General features: G+C 46.2%; 23 protein-coding genes and 4 tRNA genes. 6 read left to right on the plus strand and 21 right to left on the minus strand.

Annotated elements, in window-relative coordinates:
* Positions 1–21: 21 nt before the first annotated feature.
* The 3 genes from ViNHUV68_RS13070 to nudC form a co-directional block, all read right to left on the minus strand.
* Positions 22–657, minus strand: a complete 636-nt coding sequence (locus ViNHUV68_RS13070; RefSeq protein WP_391088479.1) for a TetR/AcrR family transcriptional regulator — start codon at positions 655–657, stop codon at positions 22–24.
* A gap of 104 nt (positions 658–761) precedes the next feature.
* Positions 762–1,829: a uroporphyrinogen decarboxylase gene (gene hemE / locus ViNHUV68_RS13075; RefSeq protein ID WP_391088481.1), complete on the minus strand. Its 1,068-nt coding sequence runs from the start codon at positions 1,827–1,829 to the stop codon at positions 762–764.
* Between the two features lie 259 nt (positions 1,830–2,088).
* Positions 2,089–2,874: an NAD(+) diphosphatase gene (gene nudC, locus ViNHUV68_RS13080; protein ID WP_391088483.1), complete on the minus strand. Its 786-nt coding sequence runs from the start codon at positions 2,872–2,874 to the stop codon at positions 2,089–2,091.
* Positions 2,875–3,053: 179 nt separating this feature from the next.
* Between nudC and rsd the strand changes: the two genes are divergently transcribed.
* The gene (rsd, locus tag ViNHUV68_RS13085; RefSeq protein ID WP_157631180.1) at positions 3,054–3,548 is read left to right on the plus strand and encodes a sigma D regulator; all 495 of its coding nucleotides are present in this window, start codon (positions 3,054–3,056) and stop codon (positions 3,546–3,548) included.
* A gap of 264 nt (positions 3,549–3,812) precedes the next feature.
* Here the strand turns inward: rsd and rpoC are convergent, their stop codons facing one another.
* From rpoC to ViNHUV68_RS13150, 13 genes are all read right to left on the minus strand, one after another.
* Complete coding sequence (gene rpoC, locus ViNHUV68_RS13090; protein WP_038176033.1) at positions 3,813–8,015, minus strand: DNA-directed RNA polymerase subunit beta'; 4,203 nt, start codon at positions 8,013–8,015, stop codon at positions 3,813–3,815.
* An 87-nt stretch (positions 8,016–8,102) separates the two neighbouring features.
* Positions 8,103–12,131, minus strand: a complete 4,029-nt coding sequence (gene rpoB / locus ViNHUV68_RS13095) for a DNA-directed RNA polymerase subunit beta (protein ID WP_038176028.1) — start codon at positions 12,129–12,131, stop codon at positions 8,103–8,105.
* Between the two features lie 231 nt (positions 12,132–12,362).
* Positions 12,363–12,731: a 50S ribosomal protein L7/L12 gene (gene rplL, locus ViNHUV68_RS13100; RefSeq protein WP_038176026.1), complete on the minus strand. Its 369-nt coding sequence runs from the start codon at positions 12,729–12,731 to the stop codon at positions 12,363–12,365.
* 57 nt (positions 12,732–12,788) lie between these two features.
* Positions 12,789–13,283 (minus strand): 50S ribosomal protein L10, encoded by a 495-nt coding sequence (rplJ, locus tag ViNHUV68_RS13105; protein ID WP_038176024.1) that lies wholly within the window; start codon positions 13,281–13,283, stop codon positions 12,789–12,791.
* Between the two features lie 308 nt (positions 13,284–13,591).
* Positions 13,592–14,293 carry a 50S ribosomal protein L1 gene (gene rplA, locus ViNHUV68_RS13110; RefSeq protein ID WP_038176023.1) on the minus strand — a complete coding sequence of 234 codons (702 nt, stop codon included), beginning with the start codon at positions 14,291–14,293 and terminating at the stop codon, positions 13,592–13,594.
* Between the two features lie 4 nt (positions 14,294–14,297).
* A complete protein-coding gene (gene rplK / locus ViNHUV68_RS13115; protein WP_038176022.1) occupies positions 14,298–14,726 on the minus strand; it encodes a 50S ribosomal protein L11 in 429 nt (142 codons plus the stop codon).
* 142 nt (positions 14,727–14,868) lie between these two features.
* A complete protein-coding gene (nusG, locus tag ViNHUV68_RS13120) occupies positions 14,869–15,417 on the minus strand; it encodes a transcription termination/antitermination protein NusG (protein ID WP_038176020.1) in 549 nt (182 codons plus the stop codon).
* A 13-nt stretch (positions 15,418–15,430) separates the two neighbouring features.
* A complete protein-coding gene (secE, locus tag ViNHUV68_RS13125; RefSeq protein WP_038176019.1) occupies positions 15,431–15,811 on the minus strand; it encodes a preprotein translocase subunit SecE in 381 nt (126 codons plus the stop codon).
* Between the two features lie 273 nt (positions 15,812–16,084).
* Positions 16,085–17,269: an elongation factor Tu gene (gene tuf, locus ViNHUV68_RS13130; protein WP_391088452.1), complete on the minus strand. Its 1,185-nt coding sequence runs from the start codon at positions 17,267–17,269 to the stop codon at positions 16,085–16,087.
* 136 nt (positions 17,270–17,405) lie between these two features.
* Positions 17,406–17,481 (minus strand) — tRNA-Thr (locus ViNHUV68_RS13135).
* A gap of 13 nt (positions 17,482–17,494) precedes the next feature.
* Positions 17,495–17,569 (minus strand) — tRNA-Gly (locus ViNHUV68_RS13140).
* A 35-nt stretch (positions 17,570–17,604) separates the two neighbouring features.
* A tRNA-Tyr gene (locus ViNHUV68_RS13145) sits at positions 17,605–17,689 on the minus strand.
* A gap of 34 nt (positions 17,690–17,723) precedes the next feature.
* Positions 17,724–17,799, minus strand: a tRNA-Thr gene (locus ViNHUV68_RS13150).
* A gap of 205 nt (positions 17,800–18,004) precedes the next feature.
* On the opposite strand from ViNHUV68_RS13150, the gene coaA reads away from it, so the two are divergent.
* Positions 18,005–18,928, plus strand: coding sequence for a type I pantothenate kinase (coaA, locus tag ViNHUV68_RS13155; RefSeq protein WP_038175880.1), 924 nt, complete (start codon positions 18,005–18,007; stop codon positions 18,926–18,928).
* Between the two features lie 131 nt (positions 18,929–19,059).
* On the opposite strand, the gene ViNHUV68_RS13160 is transcribed toward coaA, so the two are convergent.
* Both ViNHUV68_RS13160 and ViNHUV68_RS13165 read right to left on the minus strand, forming a co-directional pair.
* Positions 19,060–19,485 (minus strand): DUF805 domain-containing protein, encoded by a 426-nt coding sequence (locus ViNHUV68_RS13160; RefSeq protein ID WP_391088489.1) that lies wholly within the window; start codon positions 19,483–19,485, stop codon positions 19,060–19,062.
* Positions 19,486–19,523: 38 nt separating this feature from the next.
* On the minus strand, positions 19,524–19,871 hold the full coding sequence (locus ViNHUV68_RS13165; protein WP_038175883.1) for a 5-carboxymethyl-2-hydroxymuconate Delta-isomerase: 348 nt from the start codon (positions 19,869–19,871) through the stop codon (positions 19,524–19,526).
* A 271-nt stretch (positions 19,872–20,142) separates the two neighbouring features.
* On the opposite strand from ViNHUV68_RS13165, the gene tpiA reads away from it, so the two are divergent.
* Together tpiA and ViNHUV68_RS13175 are read left to right on the plus strand one after the other, a co-directional pair.
* Positions 20,143–20,913 (plus strand): triose-phosphate isomerase, encoded by a 771-nt coding sequence (tpiA, locus tag ViNHUV68_RS13170; RefSeq protein WP_038175885.1) that lies wholly within the window; start codon positions 20,143–20,145, stop codon positions 20,911–20,913.
* A 183-nt stretch (positions 20,914–21,096) separates the two neighbouring features.
* Entirely contained in the window at positions 21,097–22,437 is a 1,341-nt protein-coding gene (locus tag ViNHUV68_RS13175; RefSeq protein WP_391088491.1) for an MATE family efflux transporter, read from the plus strand.
* A 46-nt stretch (positions 22,438–22,483) separates the two neighbouring features.
* Here the strand turns inward: ViNHUV68_RS13175 and rraA are convergent, their stop codons facing one another.
* From rraA to efp, 3 genes are all read right to left on the minus strand, one after another.
* A complete protein-coding gene (rraA, locus tag ViNHUV68_RS13180; RefSeq protein ID WP_038175889.1) occupies positions 22,484–23,008 on the minus strand; it encodes a ribonuclease E activity regulator RraA in 525 nt (174 codons plus the stop codon).
* Between the two features lie 76 nt (positions 23,009–23,084).
* Entirely contained in the window at positions 23,085–24,002 is a 918-nt protein-coding gene (locus ViNHUV68_RS13185) for a 1,4-dihydroxy-2-naphthoate polyprenyltransferase (RefSeq protein WP_038175891.1), read from the minus strand.
* Between the two features lie 116 nt (positions 24,003–24,118).
* Positions 24,119–24,685, minus strand: coding sequence for an elongation factor P (efp, locus tag ViNHUV68_RS13190; protein ID WP_038175892.1), 567 nt, complete (start codon positions 24,683–24,685; stop codon positions 24,119–24,121).
* 33 nt (positions 24,686–24,718) lie between these two features.
* Between efp and epmB the strand changes: the two genes are divergently transcribed.
* The gene (epmB, locus tag ViNHUV68_RS13195; RefSeq protein WP_391088494.1) at positions 24,719–25,741 is read left to right on the plus strand and encodes an EF-P beta-lysylation protein EpmB; all 1,023 of its coding nucleotides are present in this window, start codon (positions 24,719–24,721) and stop codon (positions 25,739–25,741) included.
* Positions 25,742–25,862: 121 nt separating this feature from the next.
* The gene (locus ViNHUV68_RS13200) at positions 25,863–26,357 is read left to right on the plus strand and encodes an MgtC/SapB family protein (protein WP_038175894.1); all 495 of its coding nucleotides are present in this window, start codon (positions 25,863–25,865) and stop codon (positions 26,355–26,357) included.
* Positions 26,358–26,505: the final 148 nt, after the last annotated feature.

Here is a 26,505-nt window from a genome sequence, read left to right on the forward strand (position 1 = left end):
GATTCAATGCTAGCCAATGGCTTAAGCATGCATAGCTTTAACGCCATCTTCAAGCAGTTGCAACTGTTCAAGGCCCTGTACTGTTGCTCGTGGTTTGACCACAGAAATCATTTGTAACATACCCTGATGGATCACCTGCTCGGTAATCTGGGTTTTGGGTGACATTGCAGACTGATAGCCAAGCCAACTTGTTGCAATCATATGCAGTGTTTTCACTAGTGATTTAAGGTCGTCGTTATCAACGGTCACTAATTCGAGCTCAACAAACGCACGCATAATATTGACTAGGTTACCTTGCAGCTTATCTTGTACTTGAATGTACTCTTCGTGTAGCTGCTCATCACGCTGCAAAATTTCCGGCAAATTAGCGTAGAAAAAACGGTATTTCCACATCAGGGTAAAAATTGAATCTAGGTAGTGCTTGAGTAGCACTAGACTCTCTTGTTGACCTTGAATAGGCGTAAAACGTTCCAGTAACTCATTGGAATAAAGCGTAAAGATTTCACGCACTATCTCTTGCTTATTGCGAAAGTGATAATACAGATTACCCGGACTGATATCGATATGCGCTGCAATATGATTGGTGGTGATATTGCGCTCACCGTGTTCATTAAAAAGTTCCAGTGCGGCTAGCACTATCTTGTCACGAGTTTTCATGAATGATCCGGATTCCCTAATAATTATTACAGCGTACAGCAGTTAGTATAACTGATAATAAAAAAGCGCCTGGTCATATCAGGCGCTTTTCATAGATTACTCAATTATTTGTGGTATGGCTTAGATAACTCATGCACAGCTTCAACGAACACACCCGCATTTTCTGGCGGCACATCTAAGTGAATACCGTGGCCTAAGTTGAAGACATGACCAGTACCTTGATCGCCAAAACCGTCAAGGATGGTTGCAACTTCTTCACGAATGCGTTCTGGTGACGCATACAGCATCGACGGGTCCATGTTACCTTGCAGTGCCACCTTATCGCCGATACGTGCTTTGGCATCCGCGATATTAATTGTCCAGTCAAGGCCAACTGCATCACAACCGGTTGCTGCGATCTGTTCAAGCCACATACCGCCGTTCTTAGTAAATAGCGTAACCGGAACACGGCGACCATCATTTTCACGAATAAGACCATCGACAATCTTGTGCATGTATTGCAATGAGAACAGGTTGTAATCACGCGGAGTCAATACACCACCCCAAGTATCAAATACCATCACAGACTGAGCGCCGGCTTTAATTTGTGCGTTGAGGTAGTCAATCACACTATCAGCAAGCTTATCGAGCAGCAGGTGCAGCGTTTGTGGTTCGGCGTACATCATTTTCTTAATCTTGGTGAAGGCTTTTGAGCTGCTTCCTTCGACCATATAAGTGGCTAATGTCCATGGGCTGCCAGAGAAACCAATCAGAGGAACATCGCCATTGAGATCTTTACGGATCTGGCGTACCGCGTTCATCACGTACTTCAATTCACCTTCAGGATCAGGAATGCCAATTTTTTCGACATCCGCTTTACAGGTGATTGGTTTATCGAACACCGGACCTTCACCAGCCGCAAAACGGAGCTCAAGCCCCATTGCATCAGGAATGGTCAGGATATCAGAAAATAAAATCGCAGCATCAAGAGGAAAACGGCGCAACGGCTGAAGGGTTACTTCTGATGCAAGCTCGGCATTTTTGCATAACGACATGAAATCGCCTGCTTGTGCACGTGTGGCTTTGTATTCTGGCAGATAGCGACCTGCTTGGCGCATCATCCATACCGGAGTGCAATCAACTGGCTGTTTTAGTAACGCGCGCAGGTAGCGATCATTTTTTAATTCAGTCATTCCGTTTTTCCAATTATTAGGCTTACTTTTTGTGGCGGCTATTCTAACACTGTTTAGCTCGCAAAAGCGGCGTGCTTTGCAACCTAGATCAAGTTATTAACTTTTAAATTAGTGCTTAATTTGCACCCACTCTGTATCAGTGTTAAATATTTGTTTGCTAGCGAAAACTACAATAATAAACCGAGCACTCAGTGCTTGGCATCTCATAACGACATCTTACTTACCCCCTCCTTCTTGGAGGGTTTTTTTTGGCTTTTTTTCAGAGAGATCGATTAATTTCACCTACGGTGTGCTCAATCAACTCGCGTGCAATGGTGCCCGGCGGCGCCACGAGTGGCATCTGATCGACATCGAACCAACATGCATCACTTAATTCGCTATAGTCAGGCTTGAGTGTACCTGAATGATAGTCAGCAACAAAGCCAACCATCATGCTCGATGGGAACGCCCAAGGTTGACTAGCAAAGTAGCGAATATTGGTCACATCAATACCGGTCTCTTCTTTCACTTCTCGTGCGACACACTGCTCTAACGTCTCTCCCACTTCAACAAAACCGGCGATCACCGTGTACATGCCATTACGATGACGTGGATGTTGAGCCAATAAGATCTGCTGCTGCTTTCTGACCGCAACAATAATGCACGGGAAGATGCGTGGATAATGTAAGGTCCGGCAATCACTACACTGCATGGCCAATTGATTGTGATTAAGATGGTTACGTCCACCGCACTGAGGGCAAAAGCGCATGGTTTGGCTCATATGACCATATTGCACCGCTTTGCTCATCAGTAGAAATAACGATTGAGGAAAGTCTAAACATTCGCGTAGAGACACTAACTCTAGCGGTTTTTCAACATCACACTCATTGAGCCACAATACTGGAAAATTTTGGTAGCGCCCCACTTCAACCGCTTGCTGATAAGGTAAGCCTAACGCCTCGGCGGAGCCGAAAGGAAGCGTATCTTGACTGAGCCAAATGTCACTTCCTGATACCACACACCAATAAGCCGCCTTCGTACGGTTTATGTCACCTTTCTTTAACATGAGCTCACCTCTTCGCTTGCAGTTGTTCTATTTTACTGGCAATCTAAATTGATACCAGAGTTTGTAGTTACGTATATTTGCGACTATAAATTTTTGTAAGGACAAGAGGTTATATCTCTGTAGGTGCTTTGTGATTCAAAGCGTTACGATCACCGGAGCCGTGATCCGATCATGAGGATATGGTCATGCTAAATAAATTCAAAAAAACACAAGAACAATGGGGTGGCTCAAACGAAGTCATCGACCACTGGCTTGACACCAGACAGTCACTGATCATTGAGTACTGCAAGCTTGCAGCACTGAAACCTTGCTCATCGAAACAAGCACTTTCATCTCTTCCTACTCCTGCTGAGCTACAAAATTTCTGCCAACATGTTGTCGATTACATTTCCGAAGGCCATTTCAAGATTTACGATATGGTCATGGGAAAATGGAGCGCCACAGGCTTCGAAGCCACCGACGAAATCAATAGCACTTACAGCCAAATCGTTGCAACGACCGAACCACTACTGGATTTCACCGATAAATACGCAGCCATCGATGAAGATGACGACCTCGAAGCGTTTGATAGTGATTTGTCTTTGATCGGTGAAACCATTGAAGCACGCTTTGAAGTCGAAGATCATTTGATTCAATTAATCGCCGACAGTTTAGCCGTTCCACCTGGCGCGTAGCGAGAAGCGAGAAGCGAGAAGCGAGAAGCGAGATAATTCCTGAGGGTTGACGTATGTTCGTCAACCCTTTTGCGTTTTTAGAGCGGTCATTCACCAGCTAATACAGATTCCCTATTCGATCCTTCGTCGCTCTATGGAATGACACTTTCCAACAATGACTATAATCGTCATCCTCAAGAAAAGACTTTCCCTTTCTCCAAAAACAAAAAGGCACCCGAAGGTGCCTTTTATCATGTCTTACAGAGCGATTACTCGTCTGAAGATTTATTCATCCGAAGAGAAACCAGCGTTTAGTAGCGCTGCAAGGTTGTCTGTCGCTTGTTCAGCAGACGGACCTTCTTGCACTTCTACACGTTTAGCTTGACGCTCTTGGTGGTAAGCGAAACCAGTACCTGCAGGAATTAGACGTCCTACAATTACGTTTTCTTTCAGACCACGTAGCTCATCACGCTTACCAGAAACCGCAGCTTCTGTTAGTACGCGAGTTGTCTCTTGGAACGATGCCGCAGAGATGAACGATTCTGTAGCTAGCGACGCTTTAGTGATACCTAGAAGCTCACGTTCGAAGCGTGCAGGCTCTTTGCCTTCAGCTTCAAGTGCACGGTTAGCAATCTTAACGTTAGCAAATTCTACTTGCTCACCCGCTAGGAAATCAGAGTCACCAGCGAACGTAATCGTACACTTACGTAGCATTTGACGAACGATAGTTTCAATGTGCTTATCGTTAATCTTAACACCTTGTAGACGGTATACTTCTTGAACTTCGTTCGCGATGTATTGCGTCACAGCGTGAATACCACGTAAACGTAGAATGTCATGAGGAGACTCAGGACCATCTGCGATTACATCACCACGTTCAACTTTCTCGCCTTCAAAGACGTTAAGCTGACGGTGCTTAGGAATCATCTCTTCGTACGCATCACCACCCTCACGAGTGATAATTAGACGACGTTTACCTTTGGTCTCTTTACCAAAGCTCACAGTACCTGTGTGCTCAGCAAGAATCGCAGGCTCTTTCGGCTTACGTGCTTCGAATAGATCCGCTACGCGTGGTAGACCACCCGTGATGTCTCGGTTACCACCAGATTTCTGAGGAATACGAGCAAGGGTATCACCGACACCTACTTCTGCACCGTCTTCCATGTTCACGATCGCTTTACCAGGTAGGAAGTAGTGAGCTGGCATATCAGTGCCAGGGATCATTACATCTTTACCTTGCGCATCAACAAGTTTGATAGCTGGACGCATATCTTTACCTGCTGCTGGGCGAGCGGCTGGCTCACTCACTTCACTTGAAGATAGACCCGTTAGGTCATCTGTTTGGCGAGAAACCGTTACACCATCAATCATGTCTACGAACTGGATGCGACCTGCCACTTCAGTGATGATTGGCATGGTGTGCGCTTCCCAGTTTGCCACTGTATCGCCAGCTTCAACTGCGTCGTTGTCGCCTTTGCTTAGTAACGAACCGTAAGGAAGTTTGTGCTTCTCTTTGGTACGACCAAACTCATCAATGATGGTAAGTTCAGAGGCACGAGAGGTGATGACAAGCTTCTTATCTTTGTTGATTACAAACTTAGCGTTGTGTAGCTTAACCGTACCAGTTGTCTTAGCTTGGATGCTGTTCTCTGCGGCTGCAGTCGATGCTGCACCACCGATGTGGAACGTACGCATGGTAAGCTGTGTACCTGGTTCACCGATAGATTGAGCAGCGATAACGCCGACTGCTTCACCTTGGTTCACTAGGTGACCACGTGCTAGGTCACGACCGTAACACTGTGCACAACAACCAAAGTCTGCATCACAAGTAACCACTGAGCGAACACGCATGCTGTCCACTGAGTTCTCTTCCATGATCTGACACCACTTCTCATCGATCAGGGTGTTACGTGGAATAAGAACTTCATCAGTACCTGGCTTAAGAACATCTTCTGCAACAACACGACCTAGTGCCAGCTCAGAAAGGGCAACTTTAACATCACCACCTTCGATATGAGGCATCATGTCAACACCTTCATGCGTGCCACAGTCATGTTCGTGTACTACAACGTCTTGAGCAACGTCTACTAGACGACGAGTTAGGTAACCCGAGTTTGCTGTTTTCAGTGCGGTATCCGCAAGACCCTTACGAGCACCGTGCGTTGAGATAAAGTACTGAAGTACGTTTAGACCTTCTTTAAAGTTCGCAGTGATTGGCGTTTCGATGATTGAACCATCTGGACGCGCCATCAGACCACGCATACCGGCAAGCTGACGAATCTGAGCTGCAGAACCACGAGCGCCCGAGTCAGCCATCATGTAGATGCTGTTGAATGACTCTTGTTGCTCTTCTTCACCGTCACGGTTAACGACCGTTTCAGATGAAAGGTTTTCCATCATCGCTTTCGCTACGCGATCGTTGGTCGATGCCCAAATATCGATCACTTTGTTGTAGCGCTCACCCGCCGTTACAAGACCAGATTGGTACTGTTCTTGAATTTCGCGAACTTCTGCTTCTGCTTCTTCGATCTCAGTGTACTTAGCCGCTGGAACAACCATATCGTCGATACCAACAGACACACCAGAAAGTGCCGCGTAAGCAAAACCTGTGTACATGATTTGGTCAGCAAAGATAACCGTGTCTTTAAGACCAAGCTTACGATACGCTTCGTTAAGTAGGTTAGAGATCTGTTTCTTACCTAACTTTTGGTTAACGATGCTGTACGGAAGGCCTTTTGGCACGATTTGCCATAGCATTGCACGACCAACCGTTGTATCAACTAATTTAGTCTCTGTGGTGCTATTACCATCTTCGTCGACAACAGTCTCAGTAATACGAACCTTAACACGAGCATGTAGCTCAGCGCTCTTAGTGCGGTATGCCTTCTCAGCTTCAGCTGAGCTAGCAAGGTACATACCTTCGCCTTTTACGTTGATCTTGTCACGAGTCATGTAGTAAAGACCCAATACAACGTCCTGAGAAGGTACGATGATCGGATCGCCCGATGCTGGCGACAGAATGTTGTTCGTCGACATCATCAGAGTACGTGCTTCAAGCTGTGCTTCTAGAGTTAGAGGCACGTGAACCGCCATTTGGTCACCATCGAAGTCCGCGTTGTACGCCGCACACACTAGTGGGTGTAGCTGAATCGCTTTACCTTCGATTAGTACTGGTTCGAACGCTTGGATACCGAGACGGTGAAGTGTCGGTGCACGGTTCAATAGTACTGGGTGTTCACGGATAACTTCGTCTAGGATATCCCAAACAATCGCTTCTTCACGCTCAACCATTTTCTTAGCAGCTTTGATTGTCGTCGCTAGGCCACGAGTCTCTAGTTTGCTATAGATGAATGGTTTGAATAGCTCAAGTGCCATCTTCTTAGGAAGACCACACTGGTGCAGACGAAGGTATGGACCTACTGTGATTACAGAACGGCCAGAGTAGTCTACACGTTTACCAAGAAGGTTCTGACGGAAACGACCTTGTTTACCCTTGATCATATCAGCAAGAGATTTCAGAGGACGCTTGTTCGAACCTGTGATCGCACGACCGCGACGACCATTATCTAGAAGCGCATCAACAGACTCTTGCAGCATACGTTTTTCGTTACGTACGATGATGTCCGGAGCCGCTAGCTCTAATAGACGCTTCAAACGGTTGTTACGGTTGATCACACGACGGTATAAATCGTTCAGATCAGACGTCGCAAAGCGACCGCCATCTAGAGGTACTAGAGGACGTAGATCTGGCGGAAGTACCGGAAGCACAGTTAGGATCATCCACTCAGGCTTGTTACCCGATTGAACGAACGCTTCAACTAGCTTCAGACGCTTAGTGACCTTCTTACGCTTAGTCTCTGAGTTAGTAGACTGAAGCTCTTCACGCATCTCTTCGATTTCAGCAGGCAGATCCATAGACCCTAAAAGGTCTTTGATCGCTTCCGCGCCCATCTTAGCCGTGAATTCATCACCCCACTCTTCTAGACGATCGAGATACTCTTCTTCAGTCAGCATCTGCGATTTTTCTAGATCCGTCATACCTGGTTCTGTTACTACGTACATTTCGAAGTAAAGAACACGTTCGATATCACGTAGCGGGATATCCATCAGTAGACCGATACGAGACGGTAGCGACTTTAGGAACCAGATGTGAGCAACTGGCGAAGCAAGCTCAATGTGGCCCATACGGTCACGACGAACTTTAGTTTGTGTAACTTCAACGCCACACTTCTCACAGATAACGCCACGGTGTTTTAGACGCTTGTACTTGCCACAAAGACATTCGTAGTCTTTTACTGGACCAAAGATACGCGCACAGAACAGACCATCACGCTCAGGCTTGAACGTACGATAGTTGATTGTTTCTGGTTTCTTAACTTCACCAAAAGACCATGAACGGATCATGTCTGGTGAAGATAGACCGATTTTGATTGCATCAAATTCTTCGGTCTTATGCTGCGCTTTTAGAAAGTTTAATAAGTCTTTCACAATCAGCTCCTGTAAGGAGTTAAAAGGAGCTCACCCGCAAAAGTGAGCACCTTCTACCAAATAATCGCATTCTCTAAAGAGAAAGGATTACTCTTCGTCTTCTAGCTCGATGTTGATGCCTAGCGAGCGAATCTCTTTCAACAATACGTTGAACGATTCTGGCATACCAGGTTCCATGCTGTGGTTACCGTCTACGATGTTTTTGTACATCTTAGTACGGCCGTTAACATCATCCGACTTAACGGTTAGCATTTCTTGAAGCGTGTAAGCAGCACCGTATGCTTCTAGTGCCCATACTTCCATCTCACCGAAACGCTGACCACCGAACTGAGCTTTACCACCAAGTGGTTGCTGAGTTACTAGGCTGTACGAACCAGTTGAACGAGCGTGCATCTTGTCATCAACAAGGTGGTTTAGTTTCAGCATGTACATGTAACCAACGGTTACCGGACGCTCAAACTCATCGCCTGTACGACCATCAAATAGCGTTAGCTGACCAGATGTTGGTAGGTCACCTAGTTTTAGAAGCTCTTTGATTAATGTCTCGTTTGCACCATCGAATACTGGCGTCGCGATCGGTAGACCACCACGTAGGTTGCCGATTAGCGTGCGAACTTCGCCATCAGTCAGTGATGCAATATCAACTTTCTGACGCGTATCACCAAGGTCGTAAACTTTCTGTAAGAAGTCACGGAACTTAGCCAGTTCTTGCTGCTCTTTAACCATCTGGTTAATCTTGTCACCGATGCCTTTCGCTGCTAGACCTAAGTGTACTTCTAGGATCTGACCGATGTTCATACGTGACGGTACACCCAGTGGGTTTAGCACGATATCAACAGGCTGACCTTTCTCATCGTAAGGCATGTCTTCAACAGGGTTAATCTTAGAGATAACACCCTTGTTACCGTGACGACCAGCCATCTTATCACCAGGCTGAATGCGACGTTTAACCGCGAGGTAAACTTTCACAATCTTCAGTACGCCAGGGGCAAGATCATCACCTTGAGTGATCTTACGACGCTTAGTTTCAAACTTCTTATCGAAGTCTGAACGTAGCTCGTCATATTGCTCGGCTAGTTGTTCTAGCTGAGTTTGTTGAGCATCGTCTTCAAGCGTTAGCTCTAGCCACTTCTTACGATCGATAGCATCTAGCTTAGCTTCAGTGTAACCACCATCAAGAAGTACCGCTTTAACACGGTTCAGAAGGCCACCCTCAAGAATCTGGAATTCTTCAGTTAGGTCTTTCTTCGCTTCTTTCAGCTGCATCTGTTCGATTTCAAGTGCACGCTTGTCTTTTTCAACACCGTCACGAGTAAATACTTGAACGTCGATGATCGTACCTGAAACTGAGTTTGGTACGCGTAGAGACGTGTCTTTAACGTCTGACGCTTTCTCACCGAAGATAGCACGCAGTAGCTTCTCTTCTGGTGTTAGCTGAGTTTCACCTTTAGGCGTTACTTTACCTACAAGGATGTCACCGCCTTTCACTTCCGCACCGATGTAAACGATACCTGACTCGTCTAGTTTAGACAGAGCAGATTCACCTACGTTTGGAATGTCAGCTGTGATTTCTTCAGCACCAAGCTTAGTATCACGCGCCACACAAGAAAGCTCTTGAATGTGGATCGTGGTGAAACGGTCTTCTTGAACAACACGCTCAGAAACTAAGATCGAGTCTTCGAAGTTGTAACCGTTCCAAGGCATAAATGCGATACGCATGTTCTGACCAAGCGCTAGCTCACCAAGGTCTGTTGAAGGACCATCAGCAAGAACGTCACCACGTGCGACTGGTTCATCTGGCATCACACATGGACGCTGGTTGATACACGTGTTTTGGTTAGAACGTGTGTATTTAGTTAGGTTGTAGATATCGATGCCGGCTTCACCAGGAATCAATTCGTCTTCGTTAACTTTAATAACGATACGAGACGCATCTACAGACTGAACCATACCACCACGTTTGGCGACAGCAGTAACACCCGAGTCAACAGCGATGTTGCGCTCAATACCAGTACCAACAAGCGGCTTATCAGCTCTAAGTGTTGGAACGGCCTGACGTTGCATGTTGGCACCCATCAATGCACGGTTCGCATCATCGTGTTCTAGGAACGGGATAAGCGATGCAGCGATAGATACAACCTGGTTAGTTGCAACGTCCATGTAATCAACATGTTCGCGTGGGTGTAGGCCTGATTCACCTTTTTGACGAGCTGTGATCAGCTCTTCAGCGAATGTGCCTTCTTCAGTAAGAACCGTGTTCGCCTGAGCGATAACATACTGGCCTTCCTGAATAGCAGATAGGTAATCTACTTCGTCTGTTACTATGCCATCAACGACACGACGGTATGGCGTCTCAAGGAAACCGTACTCGTTACAACGTGCAAACGCAGACAGAGAGTTAATCAGACCGATGTTTGGACCTTCCGGCGTTTCGATCGGACATAGACGGCCGTAGTGCGTTACGTGTACGTCTCGAACTTCGAAGCCAGCACGTTCACGAGTTAGACCGCCAGGACCCAACGCAGAAATACGACGCTTGTGCGTTACTTCTGATAATGGGTTGTTTTGGTCCATAAACTGTGACAGCTGTGAAGAGCCAAAGAATTCTTTAACCGCAGCAGAGATAGGCTTAGCGTTGATTAGGTCTTGAGGCATGATAGCGTCAAGATCACCAAGGCTTAGGCGCTCTTTAACAGCACGTTCAACACGTACTAGACCAACGCGGAATTGGTTTTCTGCCATTTCGCCAACACTACGGATACGACGGTTACCCAAGTGGTCGATATCGTCCACTTCACCGATGCCGTTACGGATAGCGATTAGCTTCTTCATCACTTCGATGATGTCAGTTTCATCAAGCGTGCCTTGCTCTTGAGCATCTTCACGTTCGATTGAACTGTTGAACTTCATACGACCAACAGTCGATAGATCATAACGATCTTCAGAGAAGAACAAGCTATCAAATAGAGACTCAGCAGCTTCTTTCGTTGGCGGCTCACCAGGGCGCATCATGCGGTAGATTTCTACCAATGCAGAAATACGATCAACGGTGCTGTCGATGCGTACGGTTTCTGACATGAATGGACCGTGGTCTAGATCGTTCGTAAATAGAACTTCTAGCGCTTTGTGACCCGCTTGAGACAGATTCGCTAACGCTTCTAGGCTGATCTCGTGGTTCGCACCCACAATGATTTCGCCTGTAGCTTCGTTGATGTAATCTTTCGACGCAACTTTACCTACGATGTACTCTACTGGTACTTCGATTTGATCAACGCCATCTTTTTCAAGCTGACGGATATGGCGTGCAGTTACACGACGACCAGTCTCAACGTAAACGTTACCGTTCGCTTCGATATCGAATGACGCAGTTTCACCACGTAGACGATCTGGGACCAACTCCATCATTAGGGTTTGGTCTTTAACTTCGAAGTTAATCTTCTCGAAGAAGAGGTCTAGGATCTCTTCTGTCGTTTTACCTAGAGCGCGCAGGATGATCGATGCTGGCAGCTTACGACGACGGTCAATACGAACGTACAGGTTATCCTTAGGATCAAACTCGAAATCAAGCCATGAACCACGGTAAGGAATAACACGTGCGTTATAAAGAACTTTACCTGATGAGTGGGTTTTACCCTTATCGCTGTCGAAGAAAACGCCTGGGCTTCTGTGCAGCTGGGATACGATAACCCTCTCGGTACCGTTGATAACGAAGGTACCATTGTCTGTCATAAGCGGAATTTCGCCCATGTAGACTTCTTGTTCTTTAATGTCTTTTACAGTACCCGCTGGCGCGTCTCTATCAAAAATAACTAGGCGCAGTTTTACGCGTAGTGGTTTTGAATAAGTTACGCCGCGAATTTGACATTCTTTAACGTCAAAAACTGGCTCACCAAGACGGTAGCTAACGTATTGCAGCTCGGAATTGCCGTTGTAGCTCTGAATTGGAAACACAGAACGGAAAGCAGCTTCAAGACCATATTGACCTTCAGGATCCTGTTCGATAAATTTCTCGAACGAATCGAGCTGGATCGATAGCAGGTATGGAATGTCCAACACTTGTGGACGAGTACCAAAATCCTTTCGGATGCGCTTTTTCTCGGTATAAGAGTAAACCATGGGGTTCCTCAGCTCGCTGATAAGTGACCCAAACTGTCTCCAATCGTTATGAGACAGTGACTGAATATCTGTTTGATCGTAGTGACATTGCATTAAGAGCTAATGAAATGTTTTTTGCTAGAGATTAGGTGCTCAAACAGCGGAAAAATCACCCGACCCCTACAGCGCAAAAAGGCCGGTGGTTATAAAACCACCAGCCATTAGCCGTTAGGCTAAGAAACTATACAATGATTACTTAACAGTAACACTTGCACCAGCTTCTTCTAGCTGAGCTTTAAGAGCTTCAGCTTCGTCTTTCTCTACGCCTTCTTTAACAGCTGCAGGAGCTGAGTCTACAAGACCTTTAGCTTCTTTAAGACCTAGGCCAGTTGCGCCACGTACTGCTTTGATTACAGCAACTTTGTTGCCGCCAGCAGATTCTAGGATAACGTCGAATTCAGTTTGCTCAGCAGCAGCTTCGCCACCAGCAGCGCCGCCAGCTACAACAGCAGCTGCAGCAGAAACACCGAATTTCTCTTCCATTGCTTCGATTAGTTCAACAACTTGCATTACAGACATTTCTGCAACTGCGTCTAGGATTTGCTCGTTAGTAATAGACATAACAATTCTCTTTTAAATCAACAATAAGTTTATTAAGCAACCAGAAAAAAGCAAGGCTTACGCCGCAGCTTCTTCTTTTTGATCGCGGATAGCAGCGAAGGTACGTACCAGCTTGGCTGCAGAAGCTTCTTTCATGCACATCATTAGGCGTGCAATAGCTTCGTCGTAAGTTGGTAGTGTCGCTAGTACTTCAGCGTCAGTTAGCGCGCCTTCAAATGCAGCAGCTTTGATCTCGAAGTCTTTGTTCTCTTTAGCGAAGTCTTTGAAAAGACGCGCTGCGGCACCTGGGTGCTCGTTAGAGAATGCAATTAAAGTAGGACCAGTGAAAGTGTCTTTTAGACACTCGTAGTCTGTACCTTCAACTGCACGACGCATTAGAGTGTTACGAACCACTCGTACATAAACACCAGCTTCACGAGCCTGTTTACGTAGAGAAGTCATCGCGCCCACTTCAACGCCACGAGAATCAGCTACAACTGCAGAAAGTGCACCACTGGCAGCTTCGTTGACTTCAGCAACAATTGCTTTTTTGTCTTGAAGGTTTAAAGCCATCTTGGATTTACTCCTGGTTGTCGTTACACCACTCACTATTATCACAACAGTGAGAGCTATTGAGGTGCTTCCCAGAAGAAAGGTAACTATTTACATAGAGCTTTCTGTCAGTTCGGGCACCATCTACGTAGGAGGATTAAGCCTATTTAAAAAACAGACACCTACGGTCTTGGACGGAGACTGGGTCATAATTCACAGTGAATTCTTAACGAATTCGATGAACCAAAGTTCAGCCCCAACCACAAATATTAGGCGCAAAATTATACATAAACTTTGCGCCTAAGTAAATAAGTGTTTCGTAAAACTAATTACGCAACTGTATTCAGGCTACCCTGATCAACAGCAACACCAGCACCCATAGTAGTAGAGATGCTTACTTTCTGCAGGAATGTACCTTTTGCAGAAGATGGCTTAGCTTTCTTCAGAGCCACTAGAAGTGCTTCTAGGTTCTCTTTGATCTGCTCAGCAGAGAAGTTTGCTTTACCAATAGTAGTGTGGATGATGCCGTTCTTGTCGTTACGGTAACGAACCTGACCAGCTTTAGCGTTCTTAACTGCTTCAGCAACGTTAGGAGTTACAGTACCAACTTTAGGGTTTGGCATTAGACCGCGAGGACCTAGGATAGTACCTAGTTGACCTACAACGCGCATTGCATCTGGAGAAGCAACAACTACGTCAAAGTTCATTTCGCCTTTTTTCACTAGCTCAGCTAGATCTTCCATACCAACGATGTCTGCGCCAGCTTCTTTAGCTGCTTCAGCGTTTGCACCTTGAGTGAACACTGCAACGCGGATGTCGCGGCCAGTACCGTGAGGTAGTACAGTTGCACCACGTACGTTCTGGTCAGATTTACGAGCATCGATGCCTAGGTTAACGGCAACGTCTACAGATTCAACGAACTTAGCAGTTGCTAGTTCTTGAAGAAGAGCTACAGCTTCGTTGATTTCGTATTCTTTAGTTACGTCAACTTTGTCGCGGATTACGCGCATGCGCTTAGTTAGTTTAGCCATCTTATTAACCCTCTACCACTAGGCCCATTGAACGAGCAGTACCCGCAATTGAACGCTTCATTGCTTCGATATCAGCACCAGTCATATCAGAAGCTTTAGTTTCTGCGATTTCTTGGATTTGAGCGTCAGTTACCGTACCCACTTTTTCAGTGTTTGGACGACCTGAACCAGACTTAACGCCAGCCGCTTTCTTAAGAAGAACTGCAGCAGGTGGAGTCTTAGTGATGAACGTGAAAGAGCGATCGCTGTATACAGTGATAACTACTGGAGTAGGAAGACCCTTCTCGATAGATTCTGTTTTTGCGTTAAACGCTTTACAGAATTCCATGATGTTAACACCGTGTTGACCTAGAGCAGGACCAACTGGTGGACTTGGGTTTGCAGCGCCAGCAGCAACTTGTAGCTTGATATAAGCTTCAACTTTCTTAGCCATGATTATTCCTAATTTTGGGTACGAACGCTAATCGACTGATCAGCTCCCCGTTTCAACAAAAACTTTTTACTTCACAGGAAGTAAAAAGGCGCGAAATTATAGTCATAATTCGCGCCTTATACAAGCCTAAAAAGCTGGTTTTTTAATCAAGTTTTTCAACCTGACCAAATTCAAGCTCAACAGGTGTCGCTCGACCAAAGATCGAAACAGACACTTTAACGCGGCTCTTAGCATAATCGACTTCTTCAACGGTACCGTTAAAGTCAGCAAATGGGCCGTCAGTAACACGAACCACTTCACCCGCTTCGTACATAGTACGTGGGCGAGGCGCTTCACTTGCTTTCTCAAGACGGTTAAGAATCGCATCAGCTTCTTTATCAGTAATAGGAGCTGGACGATCAGAGGTACCACCAATGAAGCCCATGACGCGCGGCACACTGCGAACCAAGTGCCATGATTCATCTTCCATAACCATCTGAACAAGCACATAGCCTGGGAAGAACTTGCGCTCAGACTTACGACGCTGACCTGCACGCATTTCCACTACTTCTTCTGTAGGGACAAGAACTTCACCAAACAGCTCTTCCATGCCATGCATTTTGATATGCTCACGAAGCGATTGAGCTACGCGGCCTTCAAATCCAGAGAAGGCTTGAACCACATACCAGCGTTTTTTTGGAGCTTCACTCATGAATTAAAACCCTCTATACCCCAGTCACAAATGCAACAAGACGAACCATAATGCCGTCAATGCCCCAAAGCACTAGAGCCATTACAATACTTACAGCTAAAACGATAAATGTCGTTTGCATCGTTTCTTGGCGTGTAGGCCAAACCACTTTACGTACTTCCATACGCGATTCTTTTGCAAACTCAATCGCAGCTTTACCTTTAGTTGTTGTAGCCGCGACACCCAGTGCCCCAGCGATTAGTACAACAACACCTGCAGCGCGAATCACTACAGACATTTCACCATACAGGTAATTACCCACAACAGCGGCAGCTAGCAGAGTAAAAGTGACAATCCACTTAAAAATGTCTGCGCCATTTGAGCTATCAGGAGTTTCAGCATTATTTGCTTTCATAAAACCAACCTGTCTAAGTCTTAATATAGACGACAACAACCCCGCTGTTGCAGGGCAAATCCATGAAACGTCAATTAAACTTAATTGACGTACTCTTTTATTGGTTGAAACGCAACACCTCAACCAAAAAACCTGCGAAATGACTATTTGAATAAGAAATCAACAGACATTTTCTTTAGTGCAGAAAAAGGGCATCAAATGATGCCCTTTTTGCTACTGGTTCGTCAAATCTTATTCCAAGATTTTCCGAAGACTTTAGCTAATTCGTTAGAATTAAGCGAAAATCTTAGCAACAACACCAGCACCAACTGTACGGCCACCTTCGCGGATTGCGAAACGTAGACCTTCGTCCATCGCGATTGGTGCGATTAGCTCTACAGTCATCTTGATGTTATCACCTGGCATTACCATTTCTACGCCTTCTGGTAGTGAGATATCACCAGTTACGTCAGTTGTACGGAAGTAGAACTGTGGACGGTAGCCTTTGAAGAACGGAGTATGACGGCCGCCTTCGTCTTTAGAAAGTACGTAGACTTCTGACTCAAACTTAGTGTGTGGGTTGATAGAAGCTTTCGCTGCTAGTACTTGACCACGTTCTACGTCATCACGCTTAGTACCACGTAGAAGGGCACCTACGTTCTCACCTGCACGACCTTCGTCTAGAAGCTTACGGAACATTTCAACACCAGTACACGTCGTTACTGTTGTCTCTTTGATACCAACGATTTCTACTTCGTCACCTACACGTAGGATACCGCGCTCGATACGGCCAGTTACTACTGTACCACGACCTTGGATTGAGAATACGTCTTCGATTGGCATTAGGAACGGCATGTCTACTGCGCGCTCTGGCTCTGGGATGTATGAATCTAGCGCTTCTGCTAGTTCTACAATCTTCGCTTCCCACTGCTCTTCGCCGTTTAGGGCGCCTAGTGCAGAACCTTGGATTACTGGAAGGTCATCACCTGGGAAGTCGTACTCAGAAAGAAGTTCACGAACTTCCATTTCTACTAGTTCTAGTAGCTCTTCATCGTCAACCATGTCACATTTGTTCATGAATACGATGATGTAAGGAATACCAACCTGACGGCCTAGTAGGATGTGCTCACGTGTTTGTGGCATTGGACCATCTGTTGCAGCAACAACTAGGATACCACCGTCCATCTGTGCAGCACCTGTGATCATGTTTTTAACATAATCCGCGTGTCCTGGACAGTCTACGTGTGCGTAGTGACGTGCTGGAGTGTCGTACTCTACGTGAGAAGTAGCGATTGTGATACCGCGCTCACGCTCTTCTGGAGCGTTATCGATTGATGCGAAGTCTTTCGCAACACCACCGTACACTTTTGCAAGTGTAGTACAGATAGCAGCAGTTAGAGTTGTTTTACCGTGGTCAACGTGGCCGATAGTACCAACGTTTACGTGCGGTTTCGTACGTTCAAATTTTTCTTTAGACATGAGTTGTCCCTCTAGGTACGGATTTAGGTGGCTTTGATGACCACGCAACCAAAAAGTATTGGTGATAAACTTAATCTTAAACACTAAACGTAGTTTAGTTAAAAGAAAGTATCAAAAGGAAAACGTTGCTTAGAGCTGGTGCTGATAGGCAGACTCGAACTGCCGACCTCATCCTTACCAAGGATGCGCTCTACCACCTGAGCTATATCAGCACTCAAAATAGAGTGGAGCGGGCAGCGGGAATCGAACCCGCATCATCAGCTTGGAAGGCTGAGGTAATAGCCATTATACGATGCCCGCAACACGTAACTCTGTGAGCTATTTCCTTAAGAATATGGTGGAGGGGGACGGATTCGAACCATCGAAGGCAGTGCCAGCAGATTTACAGTCTGATCCCTTTGGCCACTCGGGAACCCCTCCAAATTTTTACTCCATTTTTCTCATCTAGGAAAAATGGTGCCGACTACCGGAATCGAACTGGTGACCTACTGATTACAAGTCAGTTGCTCTACCTACTGAGCTAAGTCGGCATAAGTGGTGCGCATTCTATTGAATGATTTTCTGGCTTGCAATAGCTAAATTAAAAAAAAATCTCTTTTTCGCTTGTTTCGCGTTTTTTGTTGAAAATTCACCCAATTTGTCAGCAAAAAATCACTTATGTCGACAATGTCATTTGCAATCGTGGTCGGTTGTTGTATTTTCGCTGCTCGAACGCGTTTTCAAGTTAGGATGACTATGACCCCGTATCTCTCTTTTAATCGTCAACAGTGGGCTGAATTGCGCAATTCAGTGCCGATGACGTTATCCGAGGACGATCTCACTGAGCTTCAGGGGGTCAACGAAAGCCTGACCATGGATGAGGCGACCGAAATCTATCTGCCTCTAGCTCGATTGCTTAACCTGTATGTCACCGCAAGGCAGAGCCGTAATACGGTATTAAATAACTTCCTCAGCAACCAAGAGTCAGCACCACCGTTTATCATCGGTATCGCCGGCAGTGTTGCGGTGGGAAAAAGCACCACGGCACGTTTACTCCGAGCCCTTTTGGCCCGTTGGGATGATCATCCTAATGTCCAACTAGTCACTACCGACGGTTTTCTCTACCCGAAGAAAACGCTTGATGAACGCGGCATTATGCATCGTAAAGGCTTTCCTGAGTCTTACGATATCAAACGCTTGGTCAACTTTGTCTCAGATGTCAAAGCTGGCAAACCAAACTTGCAAGTTCCTGTCTACTCACACATTACCTATGACATTACCAATGAAGTCAAAGTGGTTGATAGGCCGGATGTTCTGATCATTGAAGGGCTGAACGTGCTGCAAAGCGGTATGGACTACCCTCACGATCCACATCGAGTCTTTGTTTCTGACTTTTTAGATTTTTCTTTATATGTCGATGCCGATAGTGATGTGATTGAGCAGTGGTACGTCGATCGGTTTTTAAAGTTTCGTCAAGGCGCGTTCACTAAGCCGGGCTCATACTTTAGTCACTACACCCAACTGTCAGAGCAGCAAGCCATCGACAAGGCACACGAGATTTGGCAATCGATCAATGGCGTCAACCTCGGCCATAACATTCTTCCGACCAAAGAACGGGCTCAGTTGATCCTAAAAAAAGCCCAAGACCACAAAGTCGAAGAGATTCTACTGCGTAAATAGCGATAAAAATTAAAGGGTTGGCACATAGTGGCAACCCTTCTCTGCTTTATGTAGAGCAATAGCATTTCGGCTCTTTATATCACCAGCACCTGTCAGGGCGAAATCTGCCCTTAGAGCAAAGCGTTACCACGTTATTTGGGCTCTACTCCATAATCGTTATCACCGTCAGTGCCTTTTAATAAGCCACATTCAACCAAAATCCATAAGCCACAAATGATAGCAGCAAATGAACTCATGGTTTGCAGTGTCGTCGGTGGTGCGGCTTGTGCGGCTTCTCCCACTGGCATGGCCATGCGGCCAATAACCAAGGGAATATTGAGTAATAACCACCAACTGGATTTGCCTCTGTCATGCCAACGTTTGGCGGTAATCGCCAAATCGGGAATTAACACTACCAAAAGAAAAATCGGCAAAATCAGATGGGCAATCGAAGGGAAAATGGTGTTCACACCAAGGGCAAAGCCAACAATAATGACATAATAAGCAATATTCCAAGTCCAGTAGGTTTTACGCCCTATCCGACCTTGAAAGGAAAACAGCAATTCTTTTATCGACATCCTAAAAACCTTTACAATACAAGACGCTACGGCGAGCGCTAGTTAATCACTTTCTGAAAACTTTCTTTATCCATATCACGAATATTCACTGTCAAACTACGTACCTGACTGGCTTGCTGCTGTAGGACATCCATAAGCTGACGAGACAATTCTCGTTTTTGCTCAGCATTGCGACCATCTAACAACTCAAAGCTGATATGAATAAAGTCGACACTGTCGCCTTCGTCACCAATGAGCCAATTGTGGCAGCGCAATGCGCGTGATTTCACCGACCCGACATCAAACAGACCAGATTGCAAAGCCACTTGATGTAAGTCTGCTAACAACCCTTGCACATTGACACGTTGATCAACAGAGTTGGAGTATTCCATGACTAGATTGGGCATAGTATTCCTCAAATGTAAGAGAGTTTCACGATACAAAACAATAACTCTTCACTATTAACAACTTTTATCACTAATGCCGAGGCACTTTGACCTAATCTGCATGATGGATCACTGATAGCGATCGGATTCAAACTATATATGCGCCGTGACTGCTCCAACCAATCGATGATATCCGGGTAAGACATGACGGTAATCATGATCTAAGCGATTTTATCTGTTATATTCTTACGAAGATTTTTTACATTAATTGATTAAATACGGAGATATTCCTATGCGTCGTCCTGTAGTGATGGGTAACTGGAAACTTAATGGCAGCAAAGCAATGGTTACTGAGCTGCTGACTGGTCTTAACGCTGAACTTGAAGGCGTAGAAGGTGTTGACGTAGCCGTAGCGCCACCAGCACTTTATATTGACCTTGCTGAGCGTCTAATCGCTGAAGGCGGTAACAAGCTAATCCTTGGTGCACAAAACACAGACCTAAACAACAGCGGTGCTTTCACTGGCGACATGTCTCCAGAAATGCTAAAAGATTTCGGTGCGACTCACATCATTATCGGTCACTCTGAGCGTCGTGAATACCACAACGAATCTGACGAGTTCATCGCGAAGAAATTCAACTTCCTGAAAGAAAACGGTTTAACGCCTGTTTTCTGTATCGGTGAGTCTGACGCGCAAAACGAAGCGGGCGAAACAGAAGCCGTTTGTGCTCGTCAAATTAACGCAGTGATCGACGCATACGGCGTTGAAGCGCTAAACGGTGCTATCATCGCTTATGAACCAATCTGGGCTATCGGTACTGGTAAAGCAGCGACTGCTGAAGATGCACAACGTATTCACGCTTCAATCCGCGCAATGATCGCAGCAAAAGATGCCGCAGTCGCTGAGCAAGTGATCATCCAGTACGGTGGTTCGGTTAAGCCAGAAAATGCACAAGCTTACTTCTCACAACCAGACATCGACGGTGCTCTAGTTGGCGGCGCAGCTCTAGACGCGAAAAGCTTCGCAGCTATTGCTAAAGCAGCGGCAGCAGCTAAAGCATAATTTTTCTTCTTATTTGATGCCGTAGAGTGGTTAACGGCTCTCAAGGGCTGTGCCCGATTGTCGCGTAGCGACGGCATCAATTAATTGAAAAACTTATATAAGGTCAGCTTCGGCTGGCCTTTTTTGTGTCTGAGACGGCAATACAGTATCCTAGCGCTTTCCGCCTTAACATTAGTCGCACTCATGCAGGATAAGCACGGCCTCTTAACAGGCTCCATTCCCCTCGTACTCCGTCAAATGACCGTACCGATGACCTTCGGTATGGTCGCGATCTTAATGTTTAATTTAGTCGATACCTTCTTCATCTCATTGCTGGGCACTGAGGCTCTGGCCGCCATCAGTTACACCTTTCCGGTCACCTTTGGCGTCAACTGCATTACGATGGGAATCGGCATGGGGCTATCGACCAACATTGGTCGTCTCCTCGGTCAAGGTCAGGACCAAGACGCGGCGCGTTTCTCATCGCACGGGTTGTTGCTCGCCGTAGTATTGGTGACAATTGCCTCATCTATCGGCATTGTCACGATTAAGCCGCTGTTTTTAGCTCTTGGTGCCGACGCTCAATTACTGCCTCTGATTGAACAATATATGCACATTTGGTATCTGACCATTCCGCTGTTAGTGATCCCTATGGCTGGCAATAGTGCGATTCGTGCGACTGGCGATACCAAAACACCCGCAAAAATCATGATGCTCGCCGGGCTGATTAACGGTGTACTCGACCCACTGCTTATCTTTGGTTATGGTCCGTTTCCTGAACTCGGCATCCAAGGCGCGGCGATTGCTAGTGCGTTTAGTTGGCTAGGCGCGCTGTGTGGTTCTCTATACGTATTGGCAAAGCGCGAAAAACTGCTGGCATTACCTAAAACCACCCGCTTACTTGCTGATTGGCAACAAATATTAAAGATTGGCACCCCTGCCGCGCTTTCCAATGCACTAACACCACTATCTGGGGCGATCTTAATGATGATGCTGTCGGCACATGGCACCGCTGCGGTAGCGGCCTATGGTGCGGCGCAGCGTGTTGAATCGCTGCTTATTTTGGTCTTGATGTCGTTAACATCCGCGCTCACGCCTTTTATTGCTCAGAACATGGGTGCCAATAGCCCAGCTCGTAGCTTCGCAGGTTTATTTCTTAGCATGCGTTTCTCGATGGTGTTTCAACTGGGCATTTTCGTCATGATGGTGCCACTGAGCGTTCCGCTCGCGGCCCTGTTCTCGCAAGAGCAAGCGGTCAGCGATCTACTCTGGCACTATCTATTAGTCGTGCCATTTAGTTACGGTTTTCAGGGGATTATGATGATGTTGGTGTCGGGTCTCAACGCACTCCATCAGCCTCTCAAGGCATTTCAATGGAGCTTTATGCGACTATTTCTGTTTACCTTGCCGTGTTCATGGCTAGGAAGTCAGTGGTATGACATTGAAGGGCTGTTTATCGGCATTGCCATCGGCAATATTTTCGGCGGTGTGGCAGGTTATCTCTACGCGCTCAAACTAAGGCAACTTTACTTGCACCCTGAATAAACAAAAAACACCGACGCGAGTGTCGGTGCTTTTCTAACAACGCTAATTAATCGACAACGACTAATTCATCTTGCGCTTCCAGTTCAAGATCAACATCCAGCGGCTCTTGGGAGAGAATGACGCCCGTATTATCGGCATACAAATAATCTTCTGGTAGGAAGGTCACCCCACCAAAGTTAACTGGAATATCAAATTCGCCAATACCTTGTGCGGTGGCACCGACAGGAATCGACGCGATCGCCTGAATACCGATGCTCATATCTTCTAACTCGTCGACTTCACGCACACAACCGTAGACGACAATACCTTCCCAGTCGTTCTCTTCGGCGAGCGAGGCAATTTCGGCATCGACCAGTGCACGGCGCAACGAACCGCCGCCATCAATAAGTAATACACGGCCTAAGCCATCTTGCTCAAGAAGTTGACGAATTAAGCCATTGTCTTCAAAACACTTCACTGTCGTGACTTGACCTGCGAACGATGCACATCCTCCAAAGTTGCTGAACATGGGTTCAACCACATCGACTTGCTCCATGTATATGTCGCATAAAGCAGAGGTATTGTATTCCATAGTATTGTTTCCCGTACCGGTCGTTATCTAGATCGAGTATATAGAGTGATTAAGTCATTGCAATGACATGCATCATTTAACTGACTAGAGTTTGAGCTATAACCACTCCAGCAAACAATAAGTTAGTCACCATCGAACATTTCACTACTACCGGCATCATCGGCGCAATTTGCGCGGGCTTTTCCGCCAACCATACGGCTCTGCCATGTTTATAAGTGACCAGCAAACTGAATAAAAAGGGCAAACTGACCCAAAGTGGGCTTGGCTGATTAATCAGGTAAATAGCAAAAGCCAATACCGCGCCTGATAACAACACAAAGTGGTACTGTTTAGCGCGCTTTTGACCCAAACGAACCGCGACGGTTTTTTTGCCGCACTGTTGGTCATTTTCAATGTCGCGCATATTGTTGATATTGAGTACCGCCACCGCCAATAAACCACAGCCGATCGCAGGCAGGATCAGTTGAAGGTCGACAATGCCGGTATGGAGAAAATAGGTACCTGCCACGCCGAGCAAACCAAAAAAGATAAACACCGAGATGTCACCAAGGCCAACATACCCATAAGGTTTGTTACCTACGGTATAGGCAATCGCGGCAATAATGGCTAAAACCCCTAAACCGATAAACGCCAAAATGCTTTGCAGGCTTTCCAGGGCATAGATGACTAACGCTAAACCAGAGATAACGGTTAATACGACATTGATTGCCATGGCGTACTTCATGTCTTGTTGCGTCACTGCGCCTGACTGAATTGCACGCAATGGTCCCAAGCGCTGATCGTTATCAGTACCTTGCACCGCATCACCGTAATCGTTGGCAAGATTCGACAAGATCTGTAATAACGTCGCCGTCAAAAATGCCAGCAGTGACACCAGCAATGAAAAATGATGAGTGGAGTACGCTAACACGCTGCCAGTTAAAATAGAAACCAACGCCAAAGGCAAGGTTTTTGGTCGGGCGGCGTCAAGCCAAATTCTAAGAGACTGTTTCATAGCTACCAGTTTAGAGGCATAAGACTAAGAGTGAATTGTGGCACATCAAAGCTCAAGCTTAAAAACAAAAAAGGCCACCGAAGTGACCTTTTTATAAATCTTGGGCTAAGCGTCGATTACTTCACGCGGCCAACGTACTCACCAGAGCGAGTATCTACTTTGATCACTTCACCGATAGAGATGAAAAGTGGAACACGTACTACCGCACCCGTTGATAGTGTTGCAGGTTTACCACCAGTGCCTTGAGTATCGCCCTTAAGACCTGGATCAGTTTCCGTCACTTCAAGTTCAACGAAATTTGGTGGGGTGACTACAATTGGGTTGCCGTTCCACAGGGTTAGCATACAAGTATTGTTTTCTACCAACCATTTCGCGCTCTCGCCAACCGCTTTTGTATCCGCCGCAATTTGCTCGAATGTTTCATTGTTCATAAAGTGGTAGAATTCGCCGTCGTTATATAGATAATCTAGGTCGATATCCATTACGTCGGCAACTTCACAAGTTTCGCCAGACTTAAAGGTTTTCTCTAGCACTTTACCAGACAGAAGTTTACGAATTTTGACACGGTTAAACGCTTGGCCCTTACCTGGTTTTACGTATTCATTTTCTAGAATTACGCAAGGCTCGTTATCCAGCATTAGTTTCAAACCGCCTTTAAATTCATTGGTGCTAACAGTCGCCATTTTGTCCTCTTTAAAATCTTAGAGCTTAATTGAATGCCGCACATCATAACCCGAAAAGCCGAATCTGTTGAGCAAAACTGGCTCAAACAGCTAGCGAATGGGATCTCTGATCCTGAAGCGCTGCTCAAACAGCTTGAGATCGATCCCAGCCCATGGCGGGAAGGATTTCAAGCGCGCCAGCTTTTTGCCCAGCGAGTGCCACAAAATTTTGTCGATCGAATGGAGAAAGGCAATCCCTTTGATCCATTGTTACGTCAGGTGCTACCGCTTAGTGAGGAGTTTGACGTTCATCCGGGCTACTCCAATGATCCGCTCGAGGAGCAAAACAACGCCATTCCAGGTTTGCTGCATAAGTACCACAACCGCGCGTTAATGATAGTCAAAGGAGGCTGTGCGATTAATTGCCGTTATTGCTTCCGCCGTCACTTTCCGTATCAAGACAATAAAGGCTCTAAATCGGTCTGGTTACAAGCTCTCGATTACCTAGGCGCGCACCCAGAAATTGATGAAGTCATTCTTTCAGGCGGCGACCCACTGATGGCCAAAGATCAAGAGTTGGCTTGGCTCATCGCGCAAATTGCGGATATTAAGCATATTAAACGTCTGCGTATCCACTCGCGCTTACCTGTTGTTATCCCTGCTCGAATCACTCCTTCGCTCATCGATATGCTCAGCCACTCTCATCTAAAAGTGGTCTTAGTGACACACATCAACCACGCCAACGAGATCAATCAAGCGCTGCGAGATGGATTAAGTCAACTCAAGCACGTTGGTGTGACCCTACTCAATCAAGGCGTGATGCTAAAAGGGGTCAATGACAGTGTTGAGGCGCAACTGGCGCTCAGTCATGCTTTATTCGATGCTGATGTCATGCCCTACTACATGCATGTACTCGATAAAGTGCAAGGAGCGGCGCACTTCTTCATTTCTGACCAAGAGGCGAAAAACATCATGACCGGTGTACTTGAGCAAACCTCGGGCTACTTAGTGCCAAAACTCACCCGAGAAATTGGCGGTCGGGCCAGCAAAACACCGCTTGATCTCCATCTCGAATAGCGCCAACGCCGTCATCAAGTAGGCCCTTACCAACAGCGAGTAATATTTACCGTTAAGGTAAAAAAAATTTGTTCGCTCACAAAGGGCTTTGTATGCATACTCCGCGTTTTTGGAGGTCACTATGCAAGCAACTTGGACTCATTATCTTGATCTCGGCCCATTCAGTTGGCTGGCACTTTTTTGTTGTGCACTCAACGGTATTTTGATTGGTGTCGAGCGACAAACTCGTGGTAAACCTGTTGGGATCCGTACCTCGATCTTAATTATTTCTGGTACCTACTTATTCATGTCGATGGCGGTCTCTCTGTCACCTAACACCCTAGATCAAGCTCGAGTGCTCGGTCAGATCATTACTGGTGTCGGGTTTCTTGGCGCGGGTGTGATGATGACACTTGATGGAAAAATTCACGGTGTGACCTCGGCGGCAATTATCTGGATGTTAGCAGCTCTCGGTATGATGATTGGTCTGGGCTACATGCAACAATCCGTGATCATTACTCTATTGTCACTGAGCGTGCTATTGGGCGTCGATAAAGCAGAAAGTCGAATAAAAGCGCTACGTCGAGGTGTACATCAAAAATTCCAGAGCCGTAAAATATCTCGCCACCAGCCTTAAAACGAATGAAAAGTAAGGCGTATCAGTATTTTAGTGCCAACTTTTGATTCCCGACAAGGAATCGGCGGATAGTAAACTTTACGCCTCAATAAGTATATTACCTCACATTTCGCCCTACCCCTTTGGAGTAGCATTATTGCAAATTCAA

Source organism: Vibrio sp. NH-UV-68, from assembly GCF_042940635.1.
Taxonomy (GTDB): domain Bacteria; phylum Pseudomonadota; class Gammaproteobacteria; order Enterobacterales; family Vibrionaceae; genus Vibrio; species Vibrio pacinii.